The sequence below is a fragment of the Salegentibacter sp. T436 genome (genome assembly GCF_001932675.1).
GTDB classification, from domain to species: Bacteria; Bacteroidota; Bacteroidia; order Flavobacteriales; family Flavobacteriaceae; genus Salegentibacter; species Salegentibacter agarivorans.
Genome location: NZ_CP012872.1, coordinates 3,808,431 through 3,834,525, shown reverse-complemented (window position 1 = coordinate 3,834,525; position 26,095 = coordinate 3,808,431). Strand labels below are relative to the sequence as shown.

General features: G+C 37.6%; 24 protein-coding genes and 1 other RNA gene. 14 read left to right on the top strand and 11 right to left on the bottom strand.

What is annotated here, in order from left to right; genetic code table 11:
- The first annotated feature begins 27 nt into the window (after nt 1-27).
- The 3 genes from AO058_RS17150 to AO058_RS18795 are packed head-to-tail and all read left to right on the top strand — an operon-like array spanning nt 28 to nt 1,206.
- A complete protein-coding gene (locus AO058_RS17150; protein WP_008992945.1) occupies nt 28-402 on the top strand; it encodes an ArsR/SmtB family transcription factor in 375 nt (124 codons plus the stop codon).
- Complete coding sequence (gene merTP, locus AO058_RS17145; protein WP_008992944.1) at nt 399-998, top strand: mercuric transport protein MerTP; 600 nt, start codon at nt 399-401, stop codon at nt 996-998. Before AO058_RS17150 ends, merTP begins: the two co-directional genes overlap by 4 nt.
- A gap of 1 nt (nt 999) precedes the next feature.
- Nucleotides 1,000-1,206 carry a GDCCVxC domain-containing (seleno)protein gene (locus AO058_RS18795; protein WP_008992943.1) on the top strand — a complete coding sequence of 69 codons (207 nt, stop codon included), beginning with the start codon at nt 1,000-1,002 and terminating at the stop codon, nt 1,204-1,206.
- A 672-nt stretch (nt 1,207-1,878) separates the two neighbouring features.
- Here AO058_RS18795 and ssrA read toward each other — a convergent pair.
- Nucleotides 1,879-2,281, bottom strand: a transfer-messenger RNA (tmRNA) gene (gene ssrA / locus AO058_RS17135).
- 134 nt (nt 2,282-2,415) lie between these two features.
- Here ssrA and AO058_RS17130 point away from each other — a divergent pair.
- Nucleotides 2,416-3,621, top strand: a complete 1,206-nt coding sequence (locus tag AO058_RS17130) for an NAD(P)-dependent oxidoreductase (protein WP_075327645.1) — start codon at nt 2,416-2,418, stop codon at nt 3,619-3,621.
- Here the strand turns inward: AO058_RS17130 and AO058_RS17125 are convergent.
- From AO058_RS17125 to AO058_RS17105, 5 genes are all read right to left on the bottom strand, one after another.
- Nucleotides 3,603-4,007, bottom strand: coding sequence for a ribosomal maturation YjgA family protein (locus tag AO058_RS17125; protein ID WP_232228864.1), 405 nt, complete (start codon nt 4,005-4,007; stop codon nt 3,603-3,605). The genes AO058_RS17130 and AO058_RS17125 overlap by 19 nt on opposite strands.
- 10 nt (nt 4,008-4,017) lie before the next feature.
- The gene (locus tag AO058_RS17120; protein ID WP_075327644.1) at nt 4,018-4,809 is read right to left on the bottom strand and encodes an oxygenase MpaB family protein; all 792 of its coding nucleotides are present in this window, start codon (nt 4,807-4,809) and stop codon (nt 4,018-4,020) included.
- Nucleotides 4,810-4,843: 34 nt separating this feature from the next.
- Nucleotides 4,844-5,128 carry a hypothetical protein gene (locus AO058_RS17115; protein ID WP_075327643.1) on the bottom strand — a complete coding sequence of 95 codons (285 nt, stop codon included), beginning with the start codon at nt 5,126-5,128 and terminating at the stop codon, nt 4,844-4,846.
- Nucleotides 5,129-5,203: 75 nt separating this feature from the next.
- Nucleotides 5,204-5,506 carry a winged helix-turn-helix domain-containing protein gene (locus AO058_RS17110; protein ID WP_075327642.1) on the bottom strand — a complete coding sequence of 101 codons (303 nt, stop codon included), beginning with the start codon at nt 5,504-5,506 and terminating at the stop codon, nt 5,204-5,206.
- The gene (locus tag AO058_RS17105; RefSeq protein WP_075327641.1) at nt 5,506-6,135 is read right to left on the bottom strand and encodes a hypothetical protein; all 630 of its coding nucleotides are present in this window, start codon (nt 6,133-6,135) and stop codon (nt 5,506-5,508) included. Before AO058_RS17105 ends, AO058_RS17110 begins: the two co-directional genes overlap by 1 nt.
- A 121-nt stretch (nt 6,136-6,256) precedes the next feature.
- Here AO058_RS17105 and AO058_RS17100 point away from each other — a divergent pair, with 121 nt between their 5' ends.
- Entirely contained in the window at nt 6,257-7,090 is an 834-nt protein-coding gene (locus AO058_RS17100; protein ID WP_075327640.1) for an endonuclease/exonuclease/phosphatase family protein, read from the top strand.
- Between the two features lie 102 nt (nt 7,091-7,192).
- Here the strand turns inward: AO058_RS17100 and AO058_RS17095 are convergent, their stop codons facing one another.
- The 4 genes from AO058_RS17095 to kdsA form a co-directional block, all read right to left on the bottom strand.
- Nucleotides 7,193-8,050 carry a universal stress protein gene (locus AO058_RS17095; RefSeq protein ID WP_075327639.1) on the bottom strand — a complete coding sequence of 286 codons (858 nt, stop codon included), beginning with the start codon at nt 8,048-8,050 and terminating at the stop codon, nt 7,193-7,195.
- A 12-nt stretch (nt 8,051-8,062) separates the two neighbouring features.
- Complete coding sequence (locus tag AO058_RS17090; protein WP_075327638.1) at nt 8,063-9,688, bottom strand: BCCT family transporter; 1,626 nt, start codon at nt 9,686-9,688, stop codon at nt 8,063-8,065.
- Between the two features lie 23 nt (nt 9,689-9,711).
- Nucleotides 9,712-10,866, bottom strand: coding sequence for a hypothetical protein (locus AO058_RS17085; RefSeq protein WP_232228863.1), 1,155 nt, complete (start codon nt 10,864-10,866; stop codon nt 9,712-9,714).
- A gap of 335 nt (nt 10,867-11,201) precedes the next feature.
- The gene (gene kdsA / locus AO058_RS17080; RefSeq protein ID WP_075327637.1) at nt 11,202-12,020 is read right to left on the bottom strand and encodes a 3-deoxy-8-phosphooctulonate synthase; all 819 of its coding nucleotides are present in this window, start codon (nt 12,018-12,020) and stop codon (nt 11,202-11,204) included.
- Between the two features lie 145 nt (nt 12,021-12,165).
- On the opposite strand from kdsA, the gene AO058_RS17075 reads away from it, so the two are divergent.
- The 4 genes from AO058_RS17075 to AO058_RS17060 all read left to right on the top strand — a co-directional run bounded on the left by AO058_RS17075 (nt 12,166) and on the right by AO058_RS17060 (nt 15,235).
- Entirely contained in the window at nt 12,166-12,651 is a 486-nt protein-coding gene (locus AO058_RS17075) for a DinB family protein (protein WP_075327636.1), read from the top strand.
- Between the two features lie 41 nt (nt 12,652-12,692).
- Nucleotides 12,693-12,890 carry a hypothetical protein gene (locus AO058_RS17070; RefSeq protein ID WP_075327635.1) on the top strand — a complete coding sequence of 66 codons (198 nt, stop codon included), beginning with the start codon at nt 12,693-12,695 and terminating at the stop codon, nt 12,888-12,890.
- Between the two features lie 143 nt (nt 12,891-13,033).
- Nucleotides 13,034-14,833, top strand: a complete 1,800-nt coding sequence (gene typA, locus AO058_RS17065; protein ID WP_075327634.1) for a translational GTPase TypA — start codon at nt 13,034-13,036, stop codon at nt 14,831-14,833.
- 141 nt (nt 14,834-14,974) lie between these two features.
- Entirely contained in the window at nt 14,975-15,235 is a 261-nt protein-coding gene (locus tag AO058_RS17060; RefSeq protein WP_075327633.1) for a YgjV family protein, read from the top strand.
- On the opposite strand, the gene AO058_RS17055 is transcribed toward AO058_RS17060, so the two are convergent.
- Nucleotides 15,232-15,915, bottom strand: coding sequence for a cell division ATP-binding protein FtsE (locus tag AO058_RS17055; protein WP_075327632.1), 684 nt, complete (start codon nt 15,913-15,915; stop codon nt 15,232-15,234). The two genes, AO058_RS17060 and AO058_RS17055, sit on opposite strands and share 4 nt — an antisense overlap.
- Before the next feature lie 161 nt (nt 15,916-16,076).
- Between AO058_RS17055 and AO058_RS17050 the strand changes: the two genes are divergently transcribed.
- The 5 genes from AO058_RS17050 (at nt 16,077) to AO058_RS17025 (ending at nt 26,089) form a co-directional block, all read left to right on the top strand.
- Nucleotides 16,077-19,094, top strand: a complete 3,018-nt coding sequence (locus AO058_RS17050) for a tetratricopeptide repeat protein (RefSeq protein WP_075327631.1) — start codon at nt 16,077-16,079, stop codon at nt 19,092-19,094.
- Nucleotides 19,095-19,176: 82 nt separating this feature from the next.
- Nucleotides 19,177-20,853: a TonB-dependent receptor domain-containing protein gene (locus AO058_RS17045; RefSeq protein WP_232228862.1), complete on the top strand. Its 1,677-nt coding sequence runs from the start codon at nt 19,177-19,179 to the stop codon at nt 20,851-20,853.
- Nucleotides 20,854-21,120: 267 nt separating this feature from the next.
- Nucleotides 21,121-22,248: a hypothetical protein gene (locus AO058_RS17040; protein ID WP_075327629.1), complete on the top strand. Its 1,128-nt coding sequence runs from the start codon at nt 21,121-21,123 to the stop codon at nt 22,246-22,248.
- An 802-nt stretch (nt 22,249-23,050) separates the two neighbouring features.
- Nucleotides 23,051-24,343, top strand: a complete 1,293-nt coding sequence (gene ltrA, locus AO058_RS17030; protein ID WP_075325137.1) for a group II intron reverse transcriptase/maturase — start codon at nt 23,051-23,053, stop codon at nt 24,341-24,343.
- A gap of 117 nt (nt 24,344-24,460) precedes the next feature.
- On the top strand, nt 24,461-26,089 hold the full coding sequence (locus AO058_RS17025) for an amidohydrolase (protein ID WP_075327628.1): 1,629 nt from the start codon (nt 24,461-24,463) through the stop codon (nt 26,087-26,089).
- Nucleotides 26,090-26,095: the final 6 nt, after the last annotated feature.

Genomic DNA, 26,095 nt, shown 5'->3' with positions numbered 1-26,095 from the left:
ATAAACAAGTTGACTATCTTTGTGTTTATGGAAAACAATTCTTGCATAAGACAACAAGCGGACATTAAACAAATCAACCGTTGTAAAGACCGAGTTGCAGAACTCAACGGCTCGTTTGACTACTTATCGAACGGACTTGAATTGGCGGGTAACAACGTCAGACTGAAAATCCTGTTCCTGCTTTATGAAGAGAAACAACTTTGCGTTTGCGACCTGAGTGATGTTCTTGGAATGACCATTTCGGCAGTTTCTCAACACCTGCGAAAACTCAAAGACCGAAAACTCATTGAAACAGAAAGGCAAGCACAGACCATTTTCTATTCGCTGACAAACGAATACAAAAACTTGCTTGAACCGTTTTTCATAATACTTGACGAAAACAAAATTTTGGAGACAATATGAAAAAGGACAATAAACTAATCGGAGCAGGAATTTTAACGGCATTCGCTGCTTCTCTATGCTGTATTACACCAGTTTTGGCACTAATTGCAGGAACAAGCGGACTTGCTGCCTCTTTTTCGTGGCTTGAACCTTTCCGACCGTATTTAATTGGTTTGACAATTTTGGTTCTTGGTTTTGCTTGGTATCAAAAACTAAAACCGAAAAAGGAAATAGACTGTGATTGTGAAACTGATGAAAAGCCAAAATTCATTCAGAGTAAAAAGTTTTTAGGAATTGTTACAGCATTCGCAATTGTAATGCTTGCCTTTCCTTACTATGCACATATTTTCTACCCTAAGACAGAAAAACAAGTAATAGTAGTTGACAAATCAAATTTACAGACCGTTGAGTTTACTATCAGCGGAATGACTTGTGCAGGATGCGAAGAACACGTAAACCACGAAGTGAACAAACTTTCAGGAATAATCAAATCAACTGCTTCATACGAGAATGGAAACGCAATCGTTGAATTTGACAACTCAAAAACTAACATAGCCGAAATCGAAACAGCAATTAACGGAACAGGATATTCAGTAAGAGACAAAAAGGAAAAATAAAATGGAAATAAAATTGCAATCAACAATCACTTGCCCCAACTGCGGACACAAAAAAGAAGAAACAATGCCGACAGATGCTTGCCAATACTTTTACGAGTGCGAAAACTGCAAAACTGTATTGAAACCACAACAAGGAGACTGCTGTGTTTATTGCAGTTATGGGAGCGAGAAATGTCCACCAATTCAACAAGACGAGAAATGTTGCTGACCGAAGAAAAAAAGCCCGAACCGCTAACAATGTATATACAAAATAGGCGAAATAGCAGTAAATTCAACGGTTGTAGCTCGCTTCAACTTCATCTCGGTTTGATAAGTTTGAAGCCCGCAATCGCCTACTTTGCATATACTAAACGTTATCATTAGTAGATCAACCACATTTTTCTAAAGATTCAAACATTTTCATTAATGCCGTGACGGCAAGTATTTCTTTGTTGTTAGTTGAACCAGAGAGTAGAACCTGGATATTTTATTTATTCCTCGGTATATCTATATATTTAGCGTTGAGCAGCTACATATTAATGTGGCTTAAAAATAGGCCACTGGCAAACGAAAACGAATATGTTCAGTTTTTTCCCGAATAACCGGGAAGTGGGCAGACCTCAAACCTTATTTTCCGCATTTTTTCTGTGGGGAGCTATTTATCAATTTGGACCAGGGAGGCCATTGCTGCTGGGAAAGCATTAAAATCAAATGTCCGATGATTTTTGAAGTTCCAGAAATAATAGAAATAGAAGAAGAAAGTCAAATAGAAGTCACTTAACATGAATCTGATATCTACAACCTGAATCATCATATATTACTATATAGCTAAGTCATTTTGTCACCTCGTTTGTCACCTTAAAATAAATAGCCCCGTAAACATTGATCTTACGGGGCTATCTAGTGGAGTCGGAGGGGTTCGAACCCTCGTCCAAACAAGCAATTCAGATGCTTTCTACACGTTTAGTTTTCACTTAAATTGTCGGGAAAAAGTCTGGCCGAAAACTACCTAACTTCTTCCGTATCCTCAATTAGATTTTAGAACTGCATCAAGGTCCTACAGTTCCTATATTTACTTTATCGGTGCCCCTAATGCGAATGCCGTAAATCAAGGCCTTCGCGGGACATCTTGGCTCCCTGTCTTACAGGGACTAAGCAATCCTACTGTGATTCGGATTATGCAGCCAAGGCGTAGTTATCTTCGCCGTTTAAAAAAGTGTGAAATATGAGATTTACGAGCTATATCCCAGCGCTCGACGTGCTTACAACTCAATTAGACTCGCTGTCAAAACCAAGTCGACCCCATAAATAAAGAACATTGTTATTTCCGCAAAGGCGGAAATCCAGTCAGTTTTTAGCTGCTCTGAGCATGCAAAGATACAATTTTAAATTCATACCTTTGAGTTACACACATAGAAGTACAAAACCCATACCATAAATGATAAAATTTGCACTGATTAAAGAAGAAAAAACGCCATCAGACCGTCGCGTAGTTTTTTCACCTAATAAATTAAAAGAACTCGTAAAAAAGTTTCCGAAAGCTAATTTTAAAGTGCAAAGTTCTAATATTCGTATTTTTACCGATCAGGAATATCGAGATGCCGGTTTTGATGTTACTGAAGATGTTTCAGATTGCGATGTTTTACTGGGTGTAAAAGAAGTTCCACTACCGGCGTTAATTCCGAATAAAAAATATTTTTTCTTTTCCCATACCATTAAAAAGCAACCTTATAACCGCGATTTGCTTAGGGAAATTCTAAAAAATAATATCGAATTATACGACCACGAGGTAATAGTTAATCAAAAAAATCACAGGCTTATTGGTTTCGGCCGATATGCAGGTCTGGTAGGAACTTACAATGGATTTAGAGGAATTGGTTTAAAAGAAAATCTATATACTTTACCGAAAGTAAAATCTCTGCCAGATCTTGATGCCATGTTGGCAGAACTCGATAAAATTAAAATTCCGCCAATTAAAATATTACTAACCGGCGCAGGAAAGGTGGCCCGGGGCGCAAAAGAAATTTTAGATCATTTAAAGATCAGAGAACTGGACGTGGAGGATTTTCTGGAATTTAAAGGAGAAGAGCCGGTATATTGCAATATAGATGTGCTTGATTATAATAAAAAGAAGGATGGCTCAGCGGGCAGTCATAAAGAGTTTTTTAAAGAACCCGGCAAGTACGATTCTAACTTTTTGCGTTTCGCTAAATGCAGTGATTTCTTTATATCGGGACATTTTTATGGAGATGGAGCGCCAGTATTTTTTACTGCTGAAGATGCAAAGTCTAAAGGTTTTACTATAAAATATATAGCAGATATTTCTTGTGATATCAATGAGCCTATTGCCAGTACAATTAGGCCTTCCACCATAGCTGAACCTTTTTACGGTTACGATCCTACAACTGAAAGCGAAGTAGATTTCCGTGAGAAAGAGAGTATCCTGGTTATGGCGGTAGATAATTTGCCTTGCGAATTACCCAAAGATGCCAGCGAAGGTTTTGGCGAAATGTTTATGGAACACGTGATCCCGGCTTTCTTTAATAATGATAAAAATGGCGTCTTAGCCCGAGCGCGGATGACTCAAAATGGCAGGTTAACTCCAAAATTCAGTTATTTACAGAATTATGTAGATGGAGTATAGGATCTGTTCATAATAATCTCTAAAATAAGACAGCTTAAAAGTCCTAACAGGTAAGCAAGCAAATCCCAAACCGAAAAACTGCTACCAAGTATTATCATTATAGGTTTGGGTGGCTGGTATTGGAGTAATTTTACGATATCAATAAGCTGGAGAAATTCTATTATAAAGGAGAATATCAGAACAATAAATAGGCTTTTATAAATGGAGAATCGGCTTATTCCCATTAGGAAACAATAAAGCATTATTACCACCAGGAAATCCCCGAGGTATGGTCTTATAAAATCATCTTTTATAAAGCTGGCGATAAGAATTTCAGTAATTAACAGGGAGAAAAAGCCAATGAGATAGTTTTTTCTGCGATTTCGGTTAAGTGTGAAGATGCTCAATTTTTATTCTTTAGATTCTTCTTTTTTCTTGTGTGGTATATGCATTTTGAATGTCTAAGGATTTAATCTCTTCTTGATATTCTGAAGGTAGGATCAGCGATTTAAGAAGTCCGTCTATTTTTATAATTCTGCTAATTTTATAAATAGGGATCACCGGGTTTAAGAAAGAAAACTTACGCAAATTTAAATAGTTACGAACGCTAACGGGAGTAATAAGGCTTTGTGTTTCCATTAATAGCCTGTAACGCATTAACCCCAGGTGTTTGCGGTACTGTTGGTAAAGGTCTTTGGTATATTCTCCATACTTAAGGTTTTGCTCCAGGTGTTCCTGCCGCATCTTTTCAAATTCGTGGAAATTTTTTGGTAGATATTTTAAATTCATTCTTTTACCTACCCTAAAAAAAACATCAAAAACTTCTTTTTTTTCAGAAAGTTCTAGCTTGCGTTCCAGGATTTCAAAAGACCTGATAGAATAATCTATAAGCATAAAAAGCACGTCCCGGTAAGCCCAGTCTGGAATATTTTTTCCGCGTTTATTTTCCAGCGAAGCGTGAATAGAATTTATATGATCTATTGCCTTAAGTGCCGACGATTTTTCAGCAAAAACTATTTCCCGGGCATAGGAAACCGTTGAGAAAAGCCTGCCAAGCGGATCTTGAGGTAAACGGCCGGTATAATAAAGCCAGTCTACAGCTTTATTGAGCGCAAACTCTGCCGAAGCCCCGGCGAAAATAAAGAGAATGGTATCACCCTTTCCCCAAATTTCGCGAACTATAGAGTTTTTATTTACAAAATATTGCATTAAGCGATTTTAAAATATTGTTCTGATAGTTTTTTTAACTTCCGGCAAAAGGAGTTCCAAAAACACCAACAGCAAGTTCTGCCCAGATCATAAAAAATACTGCAAGAATAATTCCACCGATTATAAGTCGGTTTTTACTGCTGGAAACCTTTCTCAACACAAGGTCAATTCCCAGCCCGGTAACCAGGAGTAAAATTCCCATAATAATAAAATCTGAAACAGTCCAAACCACTTCACTGCTAAACTGCATCGCGATAAAGGGAATCAATAAAAGTGCTCCCACGATAATTAGGATAATTAAAAATCGGTTAGTTTTCATAATAATAAATTTGATTAATAGTTATTTTAAGTACTTTGAATTTCAAAGTTGAATGATAAAAAAATAGGTTTATCCTTATTGCCTCTGTTGCTTTAATAAGTTTTCAATGGCGTCTATATGTTTCTGAAAATCCTTTCGGCCGGTTTTAGTGGCACTGTAGCGTGTATTTGGTTTTCGGTCTATAAAAGATTTTTCTACCGTTACATAACCTTTCTTTTCCAGGGCTTTAATATGGCTCGCAATATTACCATCGGTAACTCCCAGGAGTTCTTTTAGGCTTGTAAAATCAGCATATTCATTTACCATTAATACACTCATTATTCCCAGGCGTACCCGGTGATCAAAAGCTTTATTTATATCACTTATAATATTTTTCATTAAGCATTTTTTCTGTCATACTTATTGTACATCCAGATACCGTAGGCAATATGAAAAAATCCGAAACCAACTGCCCAAAAATATAATCCGTAGCTCAAAAACTGGGTTGCAATAAGGCCCAGGACTAAATTTGAATACCCTAAACTTCTAAGATCGCCAAAAGTATATTTGCTGGCATGAATAAGGGCAAGCCCGTAAAAAATAAGCATAGAGGGAGCTATAAGTCCTATAAGATTATATTGCAAAAGGATTAAACAGAAAATTCCACCTGATGTTAAAGGAGCAAAAAAATTGATAAGTAATCGTTTGCTGGTGCTATCCCAGCTTTTTTCGTTTGTTTTTTTAGCTTTCCTGGTGGTTAGAAAAACCGCCGTACCAATAGCCAGAAGAAGAACAGCAAGAGCTAATAAAAATAACTGCGTCAATATTTTCGCGTCCATTGAAGCCGGGCTCAGCGAATCTATGGCTGAATTATGCCCATCCAATAAACCTTTTCCAACTATAGCTCCAATAATTGCATAGCCACCTGCAAAAACTCCCGCGAGCCCGCTTAGGGAAATAAATCGAGAAGAGCGGTTCATCATGTGCTTGATGTCGCTTAGGTCTTGAACATACTTTTCATTTTCCATTATAAAGTACTTTGAAATACAAAGTAAAATAAAAAACTTCAATTATTCGTTAAAAATCATCAAAATATTAAATTGGCCTGTTTTTTTAATTTTTTTCCGAACTTTATCCAAAATCAGAAATATGATAAACCGAAATTTCTTTGTTTTACTGCTTTTCATTTTTACCGGAACTACTCTTTCTAGCCAGGAAGTAGAACTGATGAGTTACAATATTAAATATGCCAATGAAAATGATGGTGAAAATTCCTGGTCTAATCGCAAGAACCATATAACCAAACAAATTAAGTTTTACGAACCCGGGATTTTTGGAGTTCAGGAAGCTTTGGCGATTCAGTTAAAACATTTCAAAGCCGAAATGGATAATTACAAATATGTTGGAGTAGGGCGAGACGATGGGAAAGAAGCCGGTGAATTCAGTGCTATTTTTTATAATGCTGAAGAGTTTGAAATGCTGGAAAATGATACTTTTTGGCTTTCGGAAACTCCAGCTGAAATTTCGGTAGGATGGGATGCTGCGATGGAAAGGATTTGTACTTATGCAAAATTCAAAGAGAAAAAATCGGGAAAAGTATTTTGGGTTTTTAATACGCATTTTGACCACGTTGGAGAAAAAGCTAGGGAGAACAGTGCAAAATTAATCTGGGAAAGAATTTCAGCATTAAATAAAGAAAATCTGCCGGTGATTTTAATGGGTGATCTAAACCTGGAACCCCATACTGGCGGAATAAGATTTTTAATGCGAAAAATGAATGATTCTAAAGCGGTGGCTAAACTCGATTTTGGACCAGAAGGTACTTATAACGGTTATAATTTTGAGGAATCCGTAACTCGAAGAATTGATTATATTTTTACTTCAGATGAGATTGAAGTTAAAAAATATGGCGTTTTGAGTGATTCCAAAGACCTAAAGTACCCTTCAGACCATCTGCCGGTTTGGGTGGAAGTTGATCTTTAATAGACCCATTTCTGGAGATATTTTTTAAAACTTTTCTCTATAATCTATCCGTAAAAATTCGTCATCCTAAACCAGGTTACAGGATGACGAATTTTATTAGAACTATTTAGAAATCCATAACGGTACTTCGGGGTTTTTCCCGAATAATTCTTCGGTTACACTTCCCACTAATAGGCTGGAAATATTATTCGCACCTTTATCTGCCACAATTAAAATATCAACGTTATTTTTCTTTGCACATTCCAATAAATTGCTGGCCACACTGGCGTCCCTGCCGGGAATAATTAAGGGAGTCACTTCGCCCTGGTAATCTAATTTGATAAGAAATTTATCTCCTTTTTCCCTGGCGTGTTTTTCAATTTTCGGGGCCATTGCTTCTTTAGGAACATAAGGTGAAAATTGCACCGGTACCGAATATACATGTGCGGCAGTTACAGGAGCCGAAGTAGCCTTTTGAAGCATTTGAGCTATTGGAAATATTTTTCGGGATTCACGGGAAAAATCGGTTCCTGCCCAAATTGTTTTTATTTCTGGATGAAAGTCTCGTGGAACAGAGAGAATATCACATTTTAAAAGACGCAGCAATTTATTGCTTACAATTCCGGTTCCTTTTTTTCTGTTCTTGTTTCCAACCATCACCAGGTCTATATAATATTTATTGGCGATATAATTTATCAAAGATTCGGTATAAGGGTCTTCCGAAATAAGAACTTCCCATTCTGCCTTACTATTAAAATGGGTTTCTACTTTTTCATTGAGTTCGTCGCCAATTATCTCATCAAGATTTACATCTTTCATTTGTTCATCAAAAAGCGAAGAAATCTCATATTTCTTAATATTATGAACAAAATATACTTTTTTAATCTTTAGCGTCTCCGATAGGAATGAAGCATATTTTATAACTGAATTATCAATGTCTGAAAGGTCTAAGGCAACCAGAATGTTGGTGAATTTTTCCATAATGCCTGTTTTTTAGTTTTGGTTATTTTTTTTCCCGAGGTTTCTTTTCTTAACAATATCATTCACGATATCTTCATAATTTTCCATCTCCTTTTGTTCTTTTTTATCCTGCATTTCTACCAGGTCTTCTTTTAAACCTTTGTAGAGAGAGTAGCACATAATAAGCAGAATAACAGCAAAGGGTAATCCCGTAACTATGGTTGCGGTTTGGAGCGCTTGTAGCCCGCCACCAATTAATAAAACTGCGGCTACAGTTCCTTCGGTAACTGCCCAAAAGATTCGCTGACCTTTTGGTGCATCTATTTTTCCTCCAGAAGTTAAACTATCAATTACCAAAGATCCAGAATCTGATGAGGTAATAAAAAAGCCGGCAATTAAAATTACTGCTACTACATTTATTACCATAGAAAGCGGGTAATCTTCAAAGAAAACAAATAGGGCAGTGGCAATATCATCGTTAACGGCGTCTATTATACTCATATCCCCACCAAGCGCTTCCTGGATTGAAACACTACCAAAGGCTGAAAGCCAGAAGAAAGTTACTAAAGAAGGTACTAATAATACACCTAACACAAATTCTCTAATGGTTCGTCCTTTAGAAATACGGGCGATAAACATCCCAACAAATGGCGACCAGCCAATCCACCAGCCCCAGTAAAACACAGTCCAGTCGTTTTGCCAGGAGCTATTAGTGAAAGTTTCACTCCAGGTAGAAATTTCAATAAAATTGAAAAGATAACTTCCGGTATTTTCAACAAAAGATCTAAAAATAAAAACGGTAGGACCAAGCACTAAAGCCAGGCCAAGCAAAAGCAAGGCAACCCGCATATTCCATTCACTAAGAAATTTAACTCCTTTATCTACCCCAAGAACTACTGAAATTGTGGCAATAAGCGTAATTCCAGCAATCAATAATACTTGTGTAGTAATTCCGCTGGGAATATTGAAAACGTGATCTAAACCAGAGGCAATTTGCTGAACCCCGAACCCCAGCGATGTAGCTAAGCCAAATAAAGTAGCTAGAACCGCAAAAATATCTATTGCATCTCCAATTTTTCCATAGATTTTATCTCCCAGGAAAGGATAAAAAATAGAACGTATAGTTAGTGGCAAACCTCGAGTGTAGGTGAAATAAGCAAGTGCCAGGCCAACTAAGGCATACACTCCCCAGGCGTGAAAACCCCAATGTAAAAATGTGAAATTCATAGCTTCCTGCGCGGCAGCTGCAGTTCCTGGTTCACCGGTTGGAGGTGCTGTAAAATGCATTACAGGTTCGCCCACACTAAAGAATAACAGCCCAATTCCCATCCCTGCGCTAAACAGCATGGCAAACCATGAGAGGGTTTTAAATTCGGGTTTGGCATTTTGGCCACCTATGCGCATATTCCCAAATTGCCCGAGGGCCAGGTAGACCAGGAAAACCAGGAATATATTTACACACATGATAAAAAACCAGTCGGCATTATTGGCAACCGCGGTTTGAATATCTGCAAAAATAGTTTCTGCCTGTTTTTCAAAAATGAGGGTAAGAGCGATGCTTACAATAATTATAAAGGATGAAATAAAGAAAACGGGACCGTTTACTTCTAATCCAAAAATTGACTTTTTCTCATCGCTTCTGGTAACTTTCTTTGCCATATAAGTGGTTTTCAGAAATTAAATTAAAAATAGTAGCCTATGTTGATGTTGAATCTTGCTTCCCATTTTGCATCAGTGTTACCGGCTGCAAAATCGTCTACAAAATTACCTCCCAACCAGGAGTGATTATAACCGGCGGCGTAATCTATATAAGTATAAACCTGCCCGGCGGTAACCAGTACTCCTGTAACGTTCATATAAGAATCAGTAAAATTGCTCTTATGTTTTTGCATATAACCAAAATCGTTATAGAATTCCAAATTAGAAACGGGCCCCAGGTTTACAGGGATATTTCTTGAAATTGCCAGGGAATATAAATTAAAGTCGGCAGCAACTTCATAAGGTGCGCCATAAGCACCAAAACTTAAAGCTTCCCTGCTTTCTCCTTCGGCATTAATTGGATTATGCGAAGCGGTTAAAGCCTGGGCTTTTAAATTCCAACGATTTTGAGTGATTTCGTAATGCGCGGCCAAACCGTAATGGTTTCCGGTTTCCTGAGTGTCTAAATTATATAGGCCGCCATATTGTGCCGAAACGCCTAATCTATTAGCAGCCTTATCCCCAAATTTATAAACAAATTTCCCGTTAAATTGATTTATTTCTTTGTTTCTGCCTACAACGTCATAAGAATATCTACTGGTAGAAGATTCGGTATCACTGCCAAATCGCAATTCTTCCGAATTTTTAAAGAAAGCAAAGTGATATTCATATTTCTCCCCGGCGTGAATATATTTTATGCCCATATCGTGATCGTCTTCCAGCCCCATATAATAGGTTAAATTAAAGAACCAGTTGTGGGAATTATATTGCTGAATACCAAATGGAACCTGGGTAAGGCCAATTTGAATTTCTTCTATATCATTAAATTTATATCCCATCCAGCCTTGCTTCATTACGCCACCGCCAAAAGCGTCAGAGTATAATCTATATTCAGCATTTAAGTAAACCCCTTTATATTTTGCATTGAAGTTTACTCTAAAAATATCGTAACCAAAATCACCACCACGGTTTTTTTGTCCGTCTTTCCAGGAAGAAAGGTTGTAATTATAACGAAGCGCACCACCAACAGATACTTCTGGTTCTTCCTGCGCAGTTAAAGGAGCTACTAAAAATATACAGAAAATAGCTAAACAGAATTTCCAGGTAAATACACCTTTCGAAATAGGTTGTTTTTGCATTAAGGTTTAGGTTGGTTGAATTTCAAATTAACTTAATTTAAAACGGAAACTCTTAATAATGAATTAGATTAACTTTTATTTAATTAAATATAACAGCTGTTAAGAGAGCTATAGGTTTTGTTTACTAGCAGGAGATAATTAAAGCTATGGACAATAAATGCCCTCCAGCAGCTTTAAAATATAAAAGATTGCAACTGAAGAAAAACAACCTTAAATTTTGATGATTTTATTAAATAGGGTAGTGCAATAACAATCACACCCAAGACATATGACCGGGTGTTTTGATAAAATAAGTGGTAAGTAGAACGACATCCACCTTGGACTTAAAGAAATTTTTATAAGCTATTTACCGTTTTTCTTATTGCAACTAAATTACCTAGTAATTTCTCTAGGTAATTAAGATCTAGCATATTGGCGCCGTCACTTTTAGCATTAGCCGGGTCAAAATGAGTTTCTATAAACAGGCCATCTACTTTATTTACTATTCCTGCGCGGGCAATAGTTTCTATCATTTCTGGTCTGCCCCCGGTAACACCGCTGCTTTGGTTGGGTTGTTGGAGAGAATGAGTAACATCTAAAACGGTAGGAGCAAATTCACGCATAGTGGGAATTCCCCTAAAATCTACAATCATATCCTGGTAACCAAACATAGTCCCACGATCGGTAACCATAACCTGCTCGTTATTGCAATCTGTTACTTTGGTAACCGCGTGTTTCATACTTTCAGGACTCATAAATTGTCCTTTTTTAAGATTAACCACTTTTCCGGTTTCTGCGGCGGCAACTACTAAGTCTGTTTGCCGCACCAAAAATGCTGGGATTTGGAGAATATCTACATATTCAGCAGCCATTTTTGCGTCGCTTATTTCGTGAATATCGGTTATAGTAGGGATCTCAAAAGTTTCAGAAACTTTTCGAAGAATTTTTAAGGCTTTTTCATCTCCAATTCCTGTAAAACTATCAATTCTGCTGCGATTAGCTTTTTTAAAAGATCCTTTAAAAACGTAGGGAATTTCCAGTTTATTGGTTATTTCAACTACTTTTTCAGCTATTCTCAGCGCCATTTCTTCCCCTTCAATTGCACAGGGCCCGGCTAGTAAGAAAAAATTGTTAGAATTAATATGTTTTAACTGCGGAATCTTTTCAAGTTTCATAAAATGGGAATTAGGAAAGCAAAGATAACAGAATTAAGCGGGTGTTACAATTCAAAAAATAAGTGTTTTCCCGAGTTTAATTTTCTACTTACTACATTATACGTAAGAACTATTTGTTGTAATTTCCCGTGGTAATTTTTAAAATATGGAGCTGCAACATTTGCTAATTTCTGAACTACAACACGAAGTTGTGCTTACCGAAAAATTTTTGAAACGTATTCCTGCCGATAAATTGGAATGGCGACCACATAAAAAATCAATGAGCATAAAGCAATTGTCGAATCATCTTGCTGAAATTCCAAGTTGGATAACCGCTACTATGGAAATGGACGAAATGGATATGGTTGGTTATAAATCTCCAGATTTTGATAGTATTGAGGAAATTCTTGAAATATTGCAGAATAATACCTCTGAAGCCGAAGCTGCTTTAAGAAAACCGGATAGTGAATACGAGAAAAACTGGAAAATGATGCAGGATGGCAAAGTGTTAATGGATATGCCTAAATATTCTGTTCTTAGAATGATGGTTCTTAATCAATTGCCACACCACAGGGCGCAATTGGGCGTTTATTTTAGATTACTGGATATACCGGTGCCGGCCACTTATGGGCCATCAGCCGACGAAAATTAAAAGATCAATTTTAAATTCTTAGCTTTGCAAAAAATTTAGCTATGCAAGGATTAAAAGAACAGTTCAGTAATTATTATACCCCTAAGCGTTTACTTATCAACGCACTAATAATGACGGCTGCTACCATTTTCTTTATCTATCAAAGACCCGAAGAGCCTTTGTTTGGTGTTGGTTTCGGAACAATTGCGGCTATTTATTTTGGTTTTTTCGTTTATAAAAAGCTAAAATCTACCTCCTGATTTTATTAAATTGCATTTTCAAAATTAACCTTTTGAATATCAGTTAATTTGCTTCTATATTTTTTATTTTGAATTAGTCGCCTTAGATACTTGTATCTTTAAAATTAGCCGTACATTTGCAGCCTTAAAAATGAGGCGCTTATATGACAGCTATTAAAAACATCGCGATTATCGCGCACGTAGACCACGGTAAAACTACCCTGGTAGACAAGATTATGTATCACTGCCGTTTGTTCAGGGACAACCAGAACACCGGAGATCTTATCCTGGATAACAACGATCAGGAACGAGAACGTGGTATTACTATTACTTCTAAAAACGTATCGGTAGTCTATAAAGACACCAAAATCAATATTATTGATACTCCTGGTCACGCCGACTTTGGTGGAGAGGTAGAGCGAGTATTAAATATGGCCGATGGGGTTCTATTATTGGTAGATGCCTTTGAAGGTCCAATGCCGCAAACACGTTTTGTGTTGCAAAAAGCTATAGATCTTGGGTTAAAACCTTGCGTTGTAGTGAATAAGGTAGATAAACCAAACTGTACTCCAGATGAGGTGCACGAAAAGGTTTTTGACCTTATGTTTGAATTAGGTGCCGAAGAATGGCAGCTTGATTTCCCAACCGTTTACGGTTCAGCACTTAATAACTGGATGAGCGACGATCCAGATGTAAAAACAGATAATATTGAACCGCTTCTTGATATGGTACTGGAACACATTCCATCGCCTAAAGTACAGGAAGGTTCTCCTCAAATGCTTATTACTTCTTTAGACTTCTCTTCTTTTACAGGAAGAATCGCTATAGGTAGATTACAACGTGGGCATTTAAAAGAGGGAATGCAGGTTTCATTAGTGAAGCGTGACGGAAGTATAAAAAAGACAAGAATAAAAGAACTTTTTATTTTTGAAGGTTTAGGCCGTAAAAAAGTAGACGAAGTTCAACCAGGTGATATTTGTGCTATTGTTGGTCTTGAAGGTTTTGAAATTGGTGATACTATTGCTGATATTGAAAACCCTGAAGGCCTTAAGACCATCGCTATAGATGAGCCTACAATGAGTATGCTTTTCACTATTAACGATTCTCCTTTCTTCGGAAAAGATGGAAAGTTTGTGACTTCAAGGCATATTAAGGAAAGACTTACCAAAGAATTAGAGAAAAACCTTGCCCTTAGGGTAAAGGAAACCGATAGTGCCGATAAATTTTTGGTTTATGGCCGTGGGGTAATGCACCTTTCTGTACTTATTGAAACAATGAGAAGAGAAGGTTACGAGCTTCAAATTGGACAGCCACAGGTGATTATCAAGGAAATTGATGGTGAAAAATGTGAACCGGTTGAAGAACTAACTATAGATTTACCTGAAGAAGTTTCAGGAAAAGCGGTAGAAATGGTAACGATGCGAAAAGGAGAAATGCTAAGCATGGAAACCCGTGGCGAACGTATGATTATTCAGTTTATGATTCCTTCCAGAGGAATTATAGGTTTGCGTAACCAGTTGCTTACTGCTACTGCAGGTGAAGCAATTATGGCTCACCGTTTTAAAGAATATCAGCCGTTAAAAGGTGGAATTCCACAGCGTCAAAACGGTTCTTTAATTTCTATGGAACGCGGAAAAGCAATTCCTTATTCTATTGATAAATTACAGGATAGAGGGAAGTTTTTCGTAGATCCGGGAGAAGAAATTTATGAAGGCCAGGTTATTGGTGAAAATTCCCGTCAGGATGATATGGCGGTAAATATTACCAAAACCAAAAAGCTTTCTAACGTTCGTTCTTCTGGAGCCGATGATAAAGCTAAGATTGTGCCTGCACTTAAGTTCTCTTTGGAAGAAGCTTTAGAATATATTCAGAAAGATGAGTATGTTGAGGTTACTCCAAGTCACTTAAGGTTGCGTAAAATTTATCTTACCGAAAACGAGCGTAAGAGAAATAAAATAGTTTAATCACTCAACTTTAAAGAGTTTGTTTGGAGGTTGCTTTCTCCGTCACCCTGAACTCGGTTCAGGGTCTAACATGTTAGATTCTGAAACCAGTTCAGAATGACGAGTTCGGGAACTTTTTCAAACAAACTCTTCTTTTTTTATATGGAATTCCTAGGAATTAGTCTTACTGAATGGATAGGTTATCTAGCCTCCTTTTTTGTAGCGATTTCTTTCTTTATGAAGAATATCATAAAGCTTAGAATTGTAAATAGCCTGGGTTGTGTCTTTTTTATTGTCTACGGAGTTTTAATAGATTCCTGGCCGGTAATTATTACCAACGCGGTAATTGTTTGTGTAAATTTCTACTACCTCTTTATCAATAAAAAACCGCACAGGGTAAAAGCTGATGAAGTTCAGCCTTAAACCGATTTTTGAACAACTTCAAAAACACGCTGCCCGTCACATTTTAAAGTTTTTGAAGGATATTTAAGCAGTAAAGCATAATCGTGTGTAGCCATAAGAATGGTGTTCCCATTTTTGCTAATTTCCTGAAGTACTTCCATAACTTCTACTGAAGTTTGCGGGTCCAGGTTTCCAGTAGGTTCATCGGCAAGAATAAGTTCGGGGTCGTTTAAAAGAGCACGTGCAATAGCTACCCGTTGCTGCTCCCCACCAGAGAGTTGATATGGAAATTTAAATCCTTTAGATTTCATTCCTACTTTATCTAAAACCTCGTCAATTTTAAGATCCATTGCTTTTTGGTCTTTCCAGCCGGTTGCTTTTAGTACAAAAAGTAAATTGTCTTTTATATTTCTATCGGTTAACAATTTAAAATCCTGGAAAACAACACCAAGTTTTCGTCTTAAAAAAGGAATATCTTTTTCCTTAAGTGTACGCAAATTAAAGTCTACAATAGTTCCCTCACCTTCGGTAAGTGGTAAATCGCCGTAAAGTGTTTTCATAAAACTACTTTTCCCGGTTCCGGTTTTACCAATAAGATAAACAAAATCGCCTTTGTTTATGTGTACATCTACTTCAGATAAAATAAGGCTTTCACGCTGATAAATAGCAGCGTTATTTAATTCCAGGACGGTATTAGACATAAAGTTTTAGGCTTTTCTTCAGTGTAAAAATATCGGTAAATATACATTTTTCAAAAGGCGCGGGTTTACTTTTTTTTACATTAACATAATTATCACTTTATATCGGCGTTAATAAAGCAAGGTTTAAATTATCTTTGAATACTCAACTTAAAAATCAATAAATGACACCTAACAAAATTTTACTGTTTGTTGTTTTAATTTTCTTCTCTTTTAAAGGAATTTCTCAGCGATCGGCTAACTATACCCACGATCTCGCTGAATTTAACAAAGCTCTTGAACTTTATAATAATCAGCAATTTTTGGCTGCCCAAAACTTGTTTGATGAAGTAAAAGAGCAAACCGATGACGAGAAAATTGAAGGAGATTGTGCTTATTATATTGCCAATGCGGCCGTAAGGTTAAACCAGCCCGGTGCAGACCGGTTAATGGAGCGCTTTGTAAGTCGTTATCCCACCAGCACAAAAACTAATTCGGCTTATTTGGATGTAGCCGATTATTATTTTCAAACCGGAAAATATTCCCTTGCCCGCAAGTGGTATGATAAAGTTGATGAAAAAAGTATGAGCAGGACAGAAAGGGAACGCTATTATTTTAATAATGGCTACGCCTATTTTAGAGCTAAACAATACGACCAGGCCCGCACATATTTAGAAAGGGTTCGGGATTCGCAGGAGTTTGGTTCGCAGGCAAAATATTACATTGGTTATATGGCCTACGAGGGTGATGATTATGAGGAAGCCAATCAAAATTTTGAAGCGGTACGTAGTAACGACAGGTATAGTGAAGACCTTTCTTATTTCCAGGCCGATATGAACTTTAAACTCGGGAATTTTGAAGAAGCCATAAAACTGGCTAAAGAACAATTACAAAGTTCTAATCGTATAGAACGTTCGCAATTAAATAAGATTATTGGTGAAAGTTATTTCAACTTAGAGCAGTATGAAGAAGCGCTGCCTTATTTAAAAGAATATGATGGTGAACGCGGAAGATGGAATAATACCGATTATTACCAGTTAGGTTATGCTTATTACAAGCAGGGAGATTACGAAAAAGCGATTTCTGAATTCAATAAAATTATTGATGGAAAAAATGAGATTGCCCAAAACGCCTATTATCATTTAGCGCAATCTTATTTAGAATCTAACCAAAAACAGCAAGCTTTAAACGCATTTAAAAATGCCAGTGAAATGGATTTCAATTCTCAAATCCAGGAGGATGCGTATATGAATTATGCAAAACTCAGTTATGAGATAGGAAATAGTTATGAAAGTCCGTCGCAGGTTCTAATCAATTATATTGAGAAATACCCGGAATCTGAAAACCGGGAAGCTATGGAAAGTTTACTTATAGATTCTTTTCTTACTTCAGGAAATTTTGAAGAAGCGATGCGCTTGCTGGAAAACAATCGCAACTTTAGCGATAAACAAGCCTATCAAAAAGTAGCTTACTATTACGGACTTCAGTTATATGAAGAAGGTGATTATGAAAGAGCGATTAATAATTTTGAAAAAGCGCTTTCTGAACCCAGAGATCAAAAAATTACGGCTAAAGCTACTTTCTGGAAAGCCGAAAGTGAATATAACATCAACCGAATTGATGATGCGATAATAGGTTATCGGGAGTTTTCCGGAATGAATGCTGCACAAGGCACCGATGAACTGGAAAACCTGGATTATAATCTTGGTTATGCATATTTCAAAAAAAATGAATATTCGAGAGCAATTGAATTCTTTAAGCGTTATTCAGCGAATGGATCTAGCGATGTTGCCCGTAGAAATGATGCTTTATTGCGTTTGGGTGACACATATTTTGTAAGCAGCCAATATTGGCCGGCCATTGAAGCCTATGATGAAGCACTTTCGCTAAGCGGCGATAATGATTATGCTGCGTTTCAAAAAGCAATGAGCTATGGGTTTATTGATAGAAGAGACACCAAAATTTCTGACCTAAAAAGCTTTATAAATCAATATTCTCGTTCTTCTTTTAGAGACGATGCAATGTACGAATTGGGAAATACTTATGTTGCTGCAAATAATATTTCTGAAGCCTTATCTGCTTACGACAGGCTAATTAGAGAAGTGCCTCAAAGTGCATTTGTACCCAAAGCAATGCTTAGACAGGCGCTTATTCATTATAATGCCGATAACGGCAACCGTGCTTTAGAAAGATTAAAAAAGGTGGTAAACGATTATCCTAATACACCTGAAGCTATGCAAGCCGTTTCTACAGCAAGAATGGTTTACGTAGATCTTGGCCGAACCGATGAGTATGCCAGCTGGGTACAAAATATAGATTTTGTTGAAGTGACTGATGCCGATTTGGATAATACTACTTACGAGTCTGCAGAAAATCAATATTTCAAGAATGAATATGACAGGGCGATTAGTGGCTTTGAAAATTACCTGCAACGTTTCCCAAATGGAATTCATTCTATAAACGCGAATTTCTATTTAGGACAAATGTATTTTAGAAATGGAAACAAGCAGAAAGCGGCTGCCAATTACCGTTCTGTAGCCAATAAGCCTAAAAATGAATTCACTGAAGATGCGCTTTCAAGGCTATCTGAAATCTTACTTGAAAATAAAAATTACCGGGAAGCGGTAAGTTATTTAGAAAGATTAGAGAAGGAAGCGAGTTCTGAACAAAATGTGATTTTTGCACAATCTAACCTTATGAAATCTTATCTTGAATTAGACCAGCCAGAAAAAGCTGCAACTTATGCCGATAAGGTGTTGGCTAATTCAGAGTCAGATTCTGAGGCGAGAAACGATGCGCGTGTAATAGTGGCACGTGCTGCTTTTGCTTCCGGAAATATGAGTAAAGCAAAAAATGCTTATTCAGAAGTTCAAAAAACTGCTAAAGGAGAATTAGCTGCTGAAGCTTTATATTACGATGCTTACTTTAAAAATGAAAGTGGAAATTACGAAGCTTCTAACGCAGCGGTGCAAATCCTGGCAAAAGACTTCTCTGGCTATAAACGCTGGGGCGCTAAAGGCTTGGTTTTAATGGCCGATAACTTCTACGAGCTGGATGATGCTTACCAGGCTACTTATATTCTGGAAAACGTAATCAATAATTTCTCTAATTATCCTGAAATTGTTCAGGAAGCTAAGCAGGAATTGTCCAGAATAAAGACAGAAGAAGCAAAAACCAATTCTTCGGTAGAAGCGAACAACTAATTCAACTTTCAATCTAACATTTAAGAATTTCTATATGCAAATGTTTTCAATAAAAAGAAACCTGTTTTTAAGTCTGTTTTTAATGAGTGGGCTTCTTTTTGCTCAGGATCCTATAGACAGCGAAACTGTAACCGTAGTAAAACCATATACCCCAACAGTTAAAGATGCAAATAAAATAAAGCAAACTCCCAAAGAGTCAGATTCTATACGTACAGAAAAAAGACCGGTGCAGTACAGTATATTTTCAGTGCCTGTAGCTTCTACTTTTACACCCGCAAAAGGGCGTGCTACCACAGTAGAAAGAGAACGCCCGGTAAAGGTTTACGATAATTATGCAAGTCTTGGATTTGGAAATTATGGCAACCTTTTAGCTGAATTTTACAGTAACCTGGAAGTGAACCGCACCGATAATTTTGGGGTTTATTTAGACCATAATTCGTCCCAGGGTGGAATTGACGGGATTGCGCTAGACGATAAATTTTATGATACCGAGCTTAACCTAAGTTATAACTCAAAAACGAGGAATTTAGGTTGGAAAACCGAAGTAGGAGCGCAGCACCAGTTATTTAACTGGTATGGTTTACCGCAAGATGCTAATTTTAGCAACGAAGAAATAAATTCAATAGATCCTGCACAGAATTATTTTTCAGCTTATGCAGGAGCCGAAATTGAGCTTTACGATTCTTTTTTCGATAATGCCCGTGGTACTTTTAGGCATACCGGAGATTCCTATTCTTCTTCAGAAAATCATTTTGATGCCCGCGGTACTTTTGAACTGAATATTGCCGATGAGCTAATCACCACAAATATTTATACTGATATTGTAAACGGACAAATGGGAGAACAATTCCTGGCAACCGATACTTATGATTATACTTTTATGAATTTCGGTATAAATCCCAGTTTATTAATTTTAAGAGATGACCTTACGTTAAATCTTGGTGTTGCATTTTTCTATAGTCAGGATGTAGAAAATAGTGATGGTAATTTTTATATCTATCCTAAAGTAACCGCTAGCTATAGATTAGGTGGCGATTATTTTACCCCTTACGCCGGTTTGGAAGGTGGCCTGCAACAAAACACTTATTATAGTTTTATAAAGGAGAATCCTTACGTTTTTCCGGGCTTGGTAATAAAACCTACAGATAATGAGTATAATGCTTATGTTGGTGCCAAAGGAAAGTTAAGCAATAGTATTTCTTATAATTTCAAAACCGGTTATGAGTCGCAATTTAACAAAGCATTGTTTAGGCGAAATGCCCGGGCTAACGATATCACTACCGAAAATTATGCCTACGGAAATTCTTTTGAAGTGGTTTATGACGATGTAAAAACCCTTTCGGTTGCCGGGGAATTAAATGTAGATGTAAACCGAAATTTTAGATTGGGAATTAATGCTGAATATTTTAATTACAGCACAGATAACCAGGTTGAAGCCTGGAACCTTCCAGATTTTAAAGCTTCATTAAATGCCGATTATCAAATTAATGAAAAGTGGTATACCGGCGCTAATTTATTTTACGTAGGCGAGCGTTTTGACCAGGAAAGAATTGCTTCAGCAGGAGAGCCTTCTATGAATACAATTAGCCTGGATAGCTATTTTGATGTAAACGCTCATTTAGGCTATAGGTTTAATGATAGGCTTTCAATATTTGCTAAAGGAAGTAACCTTTTAAATAATGATTACCAACGTTGGACAAATTTCCAGGTACAGGGATTACAAGTACTGGCAGGAGCGACTTATAAATTCGATTTTTAATAGAAAAGCCATCTTTAAATTAAAAAAAGCATCATTTATTGATGCTTTTTTTTGTTATTAATAATATCTTGGGCCAGTTAATAGCCGGTAGGTAGCTTCAATTCAAGTGTTTATAGGAGTTTGTAAGGTAAAATTCCTTAACAATAACACAACATTGGAAATTCAAAATTAACAATAGAACTAACTAATATTGTATCCAAATTTTTAAGGGGGTCTTTTAGTAAAGACCAAAATCTAAGTATCAAAACTATTAAAAAAGCTACTTAAATGGCAAAAGGCAAAAAGTTTAAAAGGAGTGACCGGTCCCGTCCCTATTTGAATATTCTGGACTTTATGGTTCAGGAAAAGGCATTCCTTGCAATTGTTATAGTTGGTATTATTATGGCCGGAATTTTTACCGGTAATAAAACTGCAGCCATGTGGCTTGGTTTTTTCTTCGCTGCCTATGCAACGGTAGCTAATGATAGTATCCAGTCTTTGGGAACTTTTATTGAAAGTAATAAAGCCAAACGTTGGTGGATTCTATGGCTCTACGTAGGTACCATCTTTTTGGGAGTTGTAAGTTTCAGTTGGTTTTATTTTGATGGAGATGTGACCTTTCAGCGTTTGCTGAAACCCGATGGAACCTCACCTTATCCGCACCCTGAATCTTTCAGTTTCTTTCAAATTATAGCACCTTTGGTGCTATTAATCCTCACCAGGCTTAAAATGCCGGTTTCTACCACTTTTCTTATTTTAAGTGTGTTTAGTGCCGATACCTCTGGGATTACCTCGGTAGTTTGGAAGAGTTGGACAGGCTATATTATGGCTTTTATACTATCGTTTTTAGTATGGTATCTTTCTTATAATTTTATAAAAAAATACTTTAAAAGCAGGAAATTTAATCACAGCTGGACGGCAGTTCAATGGATTGTAAGTGGTACACTGTGGGGAGTTTGGGTAATGCAAGATGGAGCTAATATAGCAGTATTCCTTCCGCGAAGCCTGGACACTTTCCAATTTATAGTCTTTGCCTTAACAATATTTGGTGGCCTGGGACTATTATTTTACTTAAGGGGAGATAAAATTCAGGAAGTGGTGAGTGAAAAATCCAGGATTTCTGATATTCGTGCAGCCACCTTAGTAGATTTAACCTACGTAATCCTGCTTATTTACAAACTATTTATAAGTACCGTACCAATGAGTACCACCTGGGTTTTCCTTGGAATTATTGGTGGGAGGGAAATTGCAATTAGTTTGGCAAGAACTAAAAAAGGTAAAAAACACCGTAAGAAAGCCGGTAAGATGATCTTTAAAGATTTCTCTTACGCGATGATTGGTTTATTCGTTTCTGTAGCACTTGCTGCAGCGGCAAACAAAAGTATTCGCGATCAAATTATCAATGCTATTTTTTAAGCAGTAATTAAATAAAACTCATAAAATGCGCCTTTAACGGGCGCATTTTTGTTTGCCCTGCATGCAAACAATTCCGGGACTTGAAAGAAAGCCCGCTCACCTGATCGGAGGGAAGAGCAATGTAAAGTCAAGTGCGTCACTGGCAACGGTGGGGTGTGAAGGAAGACCTAGCAAGTTAGTGGAACATAGAGAAATCGAACCGATTCTGGCATATATTGGGGGTAAGGTTGCAAAAAGTGCCGATGCCCAAAATCCGAATAGCAATATATGTTAAAACGGATGGCTTCACTAACAGGAATGTTTGCTTAACGGGGGAAGCCTGATTATTCGCCTTTCCAGGCTAAGCAGAAACAAGTCGAGAGACAAGGATTTGTTATGGAAAATCAGGTGGCAGATGAGTCCGTAGTAGTGAGAAAATTTAGGCCTGAGAAGCACTGGTGACAGTGTGGAGGAGAAAACCCAAATGACATTGCACAAGAATCGCATAATCGGTTGCAATGACTGTCACAGATTAACTGTGGCGGATGCGAAGGGACGAAGTTAAATTAAGTACAGGAAGTTCTTTAAAGGAATTAGCCATAAGCGAAGACAATCGGAATTGAAACATTCTGAGGAATTGCAGCAAAGAGGAGTGACGAGCTAACTCTGGCTGTTAATCCGCGCGAGTATTGAGTAGTAAGATTTTCTTTTACTGTTATAGATTGCCACAGTGCTAAAGACAACAGTATACCTTATGAACAAACAATCTGTCTAATTCTGCCTAAAGAAATAAACCGTACTGCAAAGAAGAGAAAGTTTCATTATGCGAAAATGGTACAGTCTTATAGACAAGGTATATGCATTACCGAGGCTGGAACAAGCCTACCGTGAGGTAAGGAAAAACAAAGGTTCCAGAGCCAAGGGAGTGGATAACCAAAGTATAGCTGATTTTAGTTCAGCTTTAGAGGAGAATTTGTGCCAACTCTCCAGGGAACTGAAAGAGGGGAGATATAGGCCACAGCCGGTAAGGCGGGTCTATATCGATAAACCAGACGGGAGCAAGAGAGGATTGGGTATCCCAACCATCAAAGACCGCATTGTACAACAATCGCTGCTTAATGTGTTGCAACCTATCTTCGATCCCGAATTCCATCCCTCCAGTTATGGGTATCGTCCTAAACGAAGTGCTCATCATGCCATTGCCAAAGCAGAGCGCTTTAGTCGGTACTATGGTCTGGATCATGTAGCAGACATGGATTTATCCAAATGTTTTGATACTCTAGACCATCGGCTGATAGTGCAAAGCGTGGGCAAACGGGTAAGCGATGGAAAGATACTTAAACTGATAGGGAGCTTTTTAGAATCCGGCGCACTTGATGGAGCGCGCTTCACACCTACAAAGAAGGGGAGCCCACAAGGGGGAATTATCTCACCGCTTCTGATGAATATCTATCTGGACGCATTCGACCAGCATATGAAAAATTCAGGCATACGAATGGTGAGGTTTGCTGATGACGTGCTGTTGTTTGCACCAACCAAAGCTCAAGCTGGAAAATACATGGCTAAAGCCACGAGTTATCTGGAAAAAGAGCTTCGGTTAGAAGTGAATAAAAACAAGAGCAGTCTGACAAACCTTGAAGAAGGCATCCACTATTTAGGTGTGGTGATAAAGCCCTATGGAGTAGTGGTATCCCACAAAAGCATCAAGAGGTTCAAAAAGAAAGTAAAATTACTAACCCCTCGAACTAAAGGGCAAAGTATAGCTTTCTATATTAAAGAACTGAACCCGCTATTAAGGGGTTTTGCCAATTACTTCCGAATAGGCTTGACCAAAAAGCTGTTCCAGGATCTTTTAAGCTGGATCAGGAGAAGGTTACGAATGATGGTGATGAAAAGCTGGAAAAGCTGGAAACCTCTTCACCGACAACTAAGGCGTATGGGCTATAAGGGGAATTTTCTTAAGATATCGGTAACCCGATGGAGAAACTCCTCCACCAATTTAATACACTATGCCCTGCCCAATAAGTACTTCTCAGAATTAGGGTTGTACGCAATGGACACAGTTGAAGGGAATACTTTGCATCAGTACTATCAAACAGTACTGAATAAGATTTAACATGAGCCGTGTACGAGACCCGTATGCACGGTTCTGGAAGAGGGATGAAGATAATAAATGCTCAAATATTTATTATCTTCACCCTACTTGATTATTTTTATACGAAAATTGAAAACAATGAAAAAAATATTACTTCTTGGGCTATTCAGCCTGATGCTTATTTCCTGTAATTCTATAGATAAAGAAAAAGCCGACCTTCTGGTTTTTAATGCTGAAATTTATACTGTGGACGAGAACTTTAGTACTGCTGAAGCTTTTGTAACTAAAGACGGTAAATTTCTGGAAATAGGCACAGCTGAAGCGCTTGAGGAAAAATATGATATAGCTGAAAAGCTTGACGCAGGAGGCAAAAGTGTATTTCCCGGTTTTATAGACGGGCACGCTCACTTTTACCGCTTGGGCTTACAGCAACAACGGGTAGACCTTACCGGCACCAAAAGTTTTGATGAGGTTGTACAACGAATTGTTGATTTTCAAAATCAACGTGGCGCAGAATTTATAACCGGGAGAGGATGGGATCAAAACGATTGGGAAAACAAAGAATTTCCCACAAAAGATACCCTGGATGAATTATTTCCCGATACTCCAATTGCTGTTACCCGTATAGATGGTCACGCACTTTTAGCCAATCAGGCTGCGTTAGATAAAGCGGGAATAACTACCGAAACTCCTTTTGATGGTGGCGATATTGAACAAAAAAATGGCAGGCTTACCGGCATTATTGTAGATAATCCTATGAGTCTAATTACCAATGCCCAACCGGAACCTTCTACGCAAGAGCAGGTGAACGCCTTGCTGGACGCTCAAAAAATTTCTTTTGAATACGGACTTACCACAGTGGTAGATGCGGGAATTGATAGGGAAACTATAGAACTTATGGATAGCCTTCACCAGGAGGAAAGTCTTAAAATAAGGCTGTATGCGATGATTAGTAACACCGAGGAGAACCTTGATTATTATCTGGACAAAGACCCAATTAAAACCGAAAGATTAAATGTACGGTCGGTTAAATTTTATGGCGATGGGGCACTGGGTTCCAGGGGCGCGGCTTTAAAAGAAGAATATAGCGATCGTGCCGGGCATTTTGGAGCATTACTTTCACCGGTTGAAGATTTTAAAGAAACCGCTGAACGCCTTGCTGCTTCAAAGTTTCAGTTAAATACTCACGCAATTGGAGATTCAGCTAATTACCTGGTTTTAAAAATTTACGATGAACTCTTAAAAGATGGTGGAGACCGCCGTTGGAGGGTAGAACATTCCCAGGTGATAGATACGGCAGATTTTAAATATTTCAGCAAAAATATTATTCCGTCGGTACAGCCTACACATGCAACCAGTGATATGTATTGGGCAGAAGATCGTTTGGGTGAAGAAAGAATGCAAGGGGCATATGCCTTTAAAAAATTACTGGACCAAGCTGGGATTGTTGCCCTTGGAACCGATTTTCCGGTAGAAGAAGTGAGCCCGTTTCTTACTTTTTACGCGGCTGTAGCTAGACAGGATACTGATAATTATCCTGAAGATGGCTTTATGATGGAGCAGGCCTTATCTCGCGAAGAAACTTTAAAAGGAATGACTATTTGGGCGGCTTACGCTAATTTTGAAGAAAAAGAAAAAGGAAGTATTGAAGCAGGTAAATTTGCCGATTTTATAATTCTTGATAAGGATATTATGAAAGTTGATGCCGCTGAAATTCCTGGAATAAAAGTTTTGGAAACTTACGTAAATGCTGAAAAAGTATATTAATGCATT

What these genes read in the sequence shown, in the direction of transcription:
- ltrA (WP_075325137.1), top strand. Translation starts at nt 23,051, where the DNA reads ATGCGAAAATGGTACAGTCTTATAGACAAGGTATATGCATTACCGAGG.
- AO058_RS17110 (WP_075327642.1), bottom strand. Translation starts at nt 5,506, where the DNA reads ATGAAAAATATTATAAGTGATATAAATAAAGCTTTTGATCACCGGGTA.
- AO058_RS17150 (WP_008992945.1), top strand. Translation starts at nt 28, where the DNA reads ATGGAAAACAATTCTTGCATAAGACAACAAGCGGACATTAAACAAATC.
- AO058_RS17130 (WP_075327645.1), top strand. Translation starts at nt 2,416, where the DNA reads ATGATAAAATTTGCACTGATTAAAGAAGAAAAAACGCCATCAGACCGT.
- AO058_RS17105 (WP_075327641.1), bottom strand. Translation starts at nt 6,135, where the DNA reads ATGGAAAATGAAAAGTATGTTCAAGACCTAAGCGACATCAAGCACATG.
- kdsA (WP_075327637.1), bottom strand. Translation starts at nt 12,020, where the DNA reads ATGAAACTTGAAAAGATTCCGCAGTTAAAACATATTAATTCTAACAAT.
- AO058_RS17120 (WP_075327644.1), bottom strand. Translation starts at nt 4,809, where the DNA reads ATGCAATATTTTGTAAATAAAAACTCTATAGTTCGCGAAATTTGGGGA.
- AO058_RS17055 (WP_075327632.1), bottom strand. Translation starts at nt 15,915, where the DNA reads ATGTCTAATACCGTCCTGGAATTAAATAACGCTGCTATTTATCAGCGT.
- typA (WP_075327634.1), top strand. Translation starts at nt 13,034, where the DNA reads ATGACAGCTATTAAAAACATCGCGATTATCGCGCACGTAGACCACGGT.
- AO058_RS17075 (WP_075327636.1), top strand. Translation starts at nt 12,166, where the DNA reads ATGGAGCTGCAACATTTGCTAATTTCTGAACTACAACACGAAGTTGTG.
- AO058_RS17045 (WP_232228862.1), top strand. Translation starts at nt 19,177, where the DNA reads ATGAGTGGGCTTCTTTTTGCTCAGGATCCTATAGACAGCGAAACTGTA.
- AO058_RS17095 (WP_075327639.1), bottom strand. Translation starts at nt 8,050, where the DNA reads ATGGAAAAATTCACCAACATTCTGGTTGCCTTAGACCTTTCAGACATT.
- AO058_RS17050 (WP_075327631.1), top strand. Translation starts at nt 16,077, where the DNA reads ATGACACCTAACAAAATTTTACTGTTTGTTGTTTTAATTTTCTTCTCT.
- AO058_RS17060 (WP_075327633.1), top strand. Translation starts at nt 14,975, where the DNA reads ATGGAATTCCTAGGAATTAGTCTTACTGAATGGATAGGTTATCTAGCC.
- AO058_RS17090 (WP_075327638.1), bottom strand. Translation starts at nt 9,688, where the DNA reads ATGGCAAAGAAAGTTACCAGAAGCGATGAGAAAAAGTCAATTTTTGGA.
- AO058_RS17085 (WP_232228863.1), bottom strand. Translation starts at nt 10,866, where the DNA reads ATGCAAAAACAACCTATTTCGAAAGGTGTATTTACCTGGAAATTCTGT.
- AO058_RS18795 (WP_008992943.1), top strand. Translation starts at nt 1,000, where the DNA reads ATGGAAATAAAATTGCAATCAACAATCACTTGCCCCAACTGCGGACAC.
- AO058_RS17100 (WP_075327640.1), top strand. Translation starts at nt 6,257, where the DNA reads ATGATAAACCGAAATTTCTTTGTTTTACTGCTTTTCATTTTTACCGGA.
- AO058_RS17025 (WP_075327628.1), top strand. Translation starts at nt 24,461, where the DNA reads ATGAAAAAAATATTACTTCTTGGGCTATTCAGCCTGATGCTTATTTCC.
- AO058_RS17040 (WP_075327629.1), top strand. Translation starts at nt 21,121, where the DNA reads ATGGCAAAAGGCAAAAAGTTTAAAAGGAGTGACCGGTCCCGTCCCTAT.
- AO058_RS17070 (WP_075327635.1), top strand. Translation starts at nt 12,693, where the DNA reads ATGCAAGGATTAAAAGAACAGTTCAGTAATTATTATACCCCTAAGCGT.
- AO058_RS17115 (WP_075327643.1), bottom strand. Translation starts at nt 5,128, where the DNA reads ATGAAAACTAACCGATTTTTAATTATCCTAATTATCGTGGGAGCACTT.
- merTP (WP_008992944.1), top strand. Translation starts at nt 399, where the DNA reads ATGAAAAAGGACAATAAACTAATCGGAGCAGGAATTTTAACGGCATTC.